Below are 4,109 nucleotides of genomic sequence, written 5' to 3'. Positions count from 1 at the left end.
GAAGCTTCGACTAGGTTCGACTCGAGCGTAAGCGAGAGAACGTTGCCGCAGGCAACGGCCCGAAGGGCGAGGCGCTTTAGCGCCGAGTAATCCTTCCCCCACCACCATCTCTTCATGTATTGCCCAGCTTATTCCACCTGCGATACGCTATATTCTGCCCCACGGGGAAGGATGAGAAGCTTCGACTAAGGTTCGACTCGAGCGAAGCGAGAGAACGTTGCCGCAGGCAACGGCCCGAAGGGCGAAGCGCTTTAGCGCCGAGTAATCCTTCCCCCACCACTGTTGCACTCTCAGCCACCTGTTCTGCTGTCTCATCGCTCGCGCTTCGCTTAGCGAGGCTACAAGTGGTGCCGTCTGGTAGCCCGGACAGGTGCGCAGCACCGCCTCCGGAAAAACTCACAGCGGTGGCAACCGCCTTTTTACCGGCGAGCTTTTCACCACCGAGGTGTTACACTGCGCATACTCCGCCAGACCGTCCAGCAGGGTATCCAGCTGGGCAATATCGCGCACCACGAGACGCATCACAAAACAATCTTCCCCGGTCACCTTGTCACTTTCAATACATTCCGGCATCGCCTGGATATATTTATCCACCTTCTGCAGCAGCCCAGGCAGCGGCCGGACCCGCACCAGCGCCTGCAGGCTATAGCCCAGCGCGGTGAGATTTACCCGCGCCCCATAGCCCTGAATGACACCCCGCTCCTCCAGGCGCTTCACCCGCTCGGCGGTGCTCGGCGAGGTCAGCCCCACTCGTGCGCTCAGGACCTTGAGCGAAACTCTGGCATCCTGAGTCAGGCAGGTGAGGATCGCCCGGTCAATTTCATCAAGTACGTCATTCATATATTTCACCTAATTATAAAAGGCATTTCCCCCCTTCTACCTTAATTCAGCCATATCACCCTGTCAGGGTTTTTCGCACAATAACTAAAAAATGGTGGAGGTGAAAAATGCAACTTACCCGCGGCGTCTGGCAGATGAGCCTGGCAATGATAATCTCCGGCTCGATCGGCGCGTTCGTGCTGCTCTCTGGTTTGCCGGTGACAGATGTGGTGTTCTGGCGCTGCCTGATTGGCGCGCTAACCCTGCTGGTGTTTATCGTGTTAAGCCGCCAGCCCTTCAACCGGCTAACGCGTTTCACTCTCGCTCTGGCGGTGATTGGCGGCGCGGCGCTGGTCGTCAACTGGCTGCTGCTGTTTGCCGCCTATTCGCGGATCTCAATCGGTATGGCCACCGTGGTCTATAACACCCAGCCGTTTATGCTGGTACTGATGGGGATGGTGCTGGGGGAACGGGTCAGCGCCGTGAAATGGGGATGGTTACTGCTGGCCTTTGGCGGCGTAGTGATCCTGTTGTCGAGCGAGCTGACGCCTGCACACGAAGAGGGGCTTACCACCGGCGTGTTGCTGGCGCTGGGCGCGGCATTCTTCTATGCCCTGACCGCCATCATCGCGCGCAAACTGCATCCGCTCCCCGCGCAACATATCGCCTTCATTCAGGTTCTCGTCGGCGTCGTGATGCTGCTGCCGCTGGTGCATGCCCCCGAATTGACGGCCAGCTTCCCCTGGCGCTATCTGCTGATCCTCGGCATCGTCCATACCGGGATCATGTATCAGCTTTTATATAGCGCGATACAGAAACTGCCGACGCCCGTTACCGGTTCGCTCTCCTTTATTTATCCGCTGGTGGCGATGGTGGTTGACTATCTGGTCTTCCACCATGCGTTATCCGCGGTGCAATTGCTCGGTGGGATGCTTATTCTGTTTGCCGCCGCAGGGAATAATCTCGGCTGGGGCGAAAAAAAACCCCGCCGCGGCGGGGTCAGTGAGCAGTCGCGGGCCAGTTAGCGACGGGCGCGGACAATCTGGTATTTGCGCGTCAGGTATTCGACCGGCGCGCTCCAGATATGAACCAGACGGGAGAACGGGAACAGCAGGAACAGGGTCATGCCCAGCACCAGGTGAACGCGGAAAATAAACGCCACGCCATCCAGATGCTGTGACGCGCCGCCGTGGAACGTCACCACCGACTGCGCCCAGCCGACCAGTTTCATCATTTCACTGCCGTCCATATGCTGAGCGGAGAACGGGATCGTCAGCAGGCCGAGCGCACACTGCACCATCAGCAACGAGAGGATCAGAATATCCGCTCCGGTGGTGGTGGCGCGAACGCGCGGGCTGAGCAGACGACGCTTGAGCAGCAGTAACCCGCCCACCAGGGTCATCACGCCGCAGGCGCCGCCGGCGATCATCGCCATCTTCTGCTTGACGTCGATCGGCAGGAAGGACTCATACATCCAGTGCGGGGTCAGCATGCCGAGGAAGTGGCCGGCGAAAATACCCAGGATGCCGATATGGAACAGGTTCGACGCCAGGTTCATCCCCTTACGGTCCAGCATCTGGCTGGAGGCGGCGCGCCAGGTGTACTGGCCATAGTCATAGCGCAACCAGCTGCCAATCAGGAACACCGAACCCGCAATGTACGGATAAATGTCAAAGAAGAACATATTCAGGAAGTGCATTATTGCTGTCCTCCGTTAGAGATATTCAGATATTGCGGGGCCACGGCTCCGGCAAAACGACGCTGGTGAGCGGAAATTTCCGACTCGCCGCAGCCCTGGTCGGCAAAGAATTTGACCTGTTCTTCTTCCCAGACGGCGTCCAGCGCCTGCGGCGTATCGTCGCGCGCTTCGTCGGCAATCTTCTCCGCCACCTTCTGGCTGTCGACCTGAGTATTGGCCAGCTTCAGCAATAGCTCGAACAGCACCGCATAGCGACTTTCGCGCTGCTGCAGGCGCGCGCTGAGCAGACCGAGGATCGGCGCGACGTCCCGCAGGCCGCCAAGCGCTTCCTCTTCCGGCAGCTGCGCCAGATACTCCAGATATAGCGGCAGATGATCCGGCAGCTCATGGCTATCCAGCAGCAGGCCGTGGCGCTCGTACTGCGCCATGAGATCCACCATCGCCTGCCCGCGATCGCGGGATTCGCCGTGGACATGTTCAAACAGCAGCAGCGAGGTGGCCCGGCCGCGGTCAAACAGTTCGCTATAGGCCGCCTGGGCGTCCAGCGGATCCTGAGCCACTAAATCGCGCAGGAAAACGCCCAGCGCGTGGGCATCCTCTTTGCTGAGTTTCTCTGATGACGCGAGCGCCTCGAACATCTCCTGCTGATGCTGCCATAAGGCAGCGTCAGGATATTCGAGCAGACGCGATACAATCACGAGTTCAATCATGCGTGCGGCTCCGTTTTGCTGGTCACGTCGATGGCGTCGATGCGACGGCTGTTGAACAGGTTGAACTGACTGTCAGAGCCGTGGCAGCCATCGCCAAAGCTAAAGCCGCAGCCGTTTTTCTCCGGAAACGCTTCTCGCGCCTGTTCACGATGGCTGCTCGGCACCACGAAACGATCTTCGTAGTTGGCGATCGCCAGATAGCGATACATTTCCTGGGCCTGCGCTTCGCTCAGCCCCACCTCTTCCAGCGCGCGGGTATCAACGACGCCGTCAACGGTTTCCGCACGCTTATAGTGGCGCATCGCCAGCATTCGTTTCAGCGCCAGCAGTACCGGCTGGGTATCGCCCGCGGTCAGCAGGTTCGCCAGATATTGCACCGGAATACGCAGGCTTTCCACGTCCGGCAGGATCCCGTTGCTACCCAGTTCACCCGCATCGGCGGCGGACTGAATCGGCGACAGCGGCGGCACGTACCAGACCATTGGCAAGGTGCGATATTCCGGGTGCAGCGGCAGGGCCAGCTTCCAGTCCATCGCCATTTTGTAAACCGGCGACTGCTGCGCAGCTTCAATGACCCCCTGCGGTACGCCATCTTTCAGCGCCTGCTCGATCACTTTTGGATCGTTGGGATCGAGGAACACGTCCAGCTGACGCTGATACAGATCTTTCTCGTTCTCGGTGCTGGCGGCGTTTTCAATCGCGTCCGCGTCGTATAGCAGGACGCCGAGATAGCGGATGCGACCCACGCAGGTTTCGGAGCACACCGTCGGCATCCCGGATTCAATACGCGGGTAGCAGAAGATGCATTTCTCGGATTTCCCGCTCTTCCAGTTGAAATAGATCTTCTTGTACGGACAGCCGGTGATACACATCCGCCAGCC

The 4,109-nt window shown here is 59.1% G+C and carries 5 protein-coding genes and 2 other RNA genes; 3 read left to right on the top strand and 4 right to left on the bottom strand.

Annotation, left to right across the window (positions count from 1 at the left end; all coding sequences use genetic code 11):
* Both HMPREF1024_RS28245 and HMPREF1024_RS28240 read left to right on the top strand, forming a co-directional pair.
* Nucleotides 1–107: non-coding RNA, RtT sRNA (locus HMPREF1024_RS28245), on the top strand.
* Between the two features lie 43 nt (nucleotides 108–150).
* A non-coding RNA gene (locus tag HMPREF1024_RS28240) (RtT sRNA) lies at nucleotides 151–282 on the top strand.
* 114 nt (nucleotides 283–396) lie between these two features.
* Here HMPREF1024_RS28240 and HMPREF1024_RS22880 read toward each other — a convergent pair.
* A complete protein-coding gene (locus tag HMPREF1024_RS22880; protein ID WP_009307605.1) occupies nucleotides 397–840 on the bottom strand; it encodes an Lrp/AsnC family transcriptional regulator in 444 nt (147 codons plus the stop codon).
* Nucleotides 841–947: 107 nt separating this feature from the next.
* Between HMPREF1024_RS22880 and HMPREF1024_RS22885 the strand changes: the two genes are divergently transcribed.
* Nucleotides 948–1,844 carry a DMT family transporter gene (locus HMPREF1024_RS22885; protein WP_009307604.1) on the top strand — a complete coding sequence of 299 codons (897 nt, stop codon included), beginning with the start codon at nucleotides 948–950 and terminating at the stop codon, nucleotides 1,842–1,844.
* Here the strand turns inward: HMPREF1024_RS22885 and narI are convergent.
* The 3 genes from narI to narH all read right to left on the bottom strand — a co-directional run.
* Complete coding sequence (gene narI, locus HMPREF1024_RS22890; protein ID WP_002910189.1) at nucleotides 1,841–2,518, bottom strand: respiratory nitrate reductase subunit gamma; 678 nt, start codon at nucleotides 2,516–2,518, stop codon at nucleotides 1,841–1,843. The two genes, HMPREF1024_RS22885 and narI, sit on opposite strands and share 4 nt — an antisense overlap.
* A complete protein-coding gene (gene narJ, locus HMPREF1024_RS22895) occupies nucleotides 2,518–3,228 on the bottom strand; it encodes a nitrate reductase molybdenum cofactor assembly chaperone (protein WP_002910191.1) in 711 nt (236 codons plus the stop codon). The genes narI and narJ overlap by 1 nt, the downstream gene beginning before the upstream one ends.
* The coding region (narH, locus tag HMPREF1024_RS22900) for a nitrate reductase subunit beta (RefSeq protein WP_009307603.1) at nucleotides 3,225–4,109 on the bottom strand (885 nt) is incomplete at its 5' end. The genes narH and narJ, both read right to left, overlap by 4 nt.

Origin of the sequence: Klebsiella sp. 4_1_44FAA (assembly GCF_000238715.1) — a bacterium.
In the GTDB taxonomy this organism is placed as follows: domain Bacteria; phylum Pseudomonadota; class Gammaproteobacteria; order Enterobacterales; family Enterobacteriaceae; genus Klebsiella; species Klebsiella pneumoniae.
This window is presented reverse-complemented; position numbering and strand designations above follow the sequence as displayed.

Excerpts from the sequence above, each read along its gene's own strand:
- narI (WP_002910189.1), bottom strand. The coding sequence starts at position 2,518 with ATGCACTTCCTGAATATGTTCTTCTTTGACATTTATCCGTACATTGCG.
- narJ (WP_002910191.1), bottom strand. The coding sequence starts at position 3,228 with ATGATTGAACTCGTGATTGTATCGCGTCTGCTCGAATATCCTGACGCT.
- HMPREF1024_RS22885 (WP_009307604.1), top strand. The coding sequence starts at position 948 with ATGCAACTTACCCGCGGCGTCTGGCAGATGAGCCTGGCAATGATAATC.
- HMPREF1024_RS22880 (WP_009307605.1), bottom strand. The coding sequence starts at position 840 with ATGAATGACGTACTTGATGAAATTGACCGGGCGATCCTCACCTGCCTG.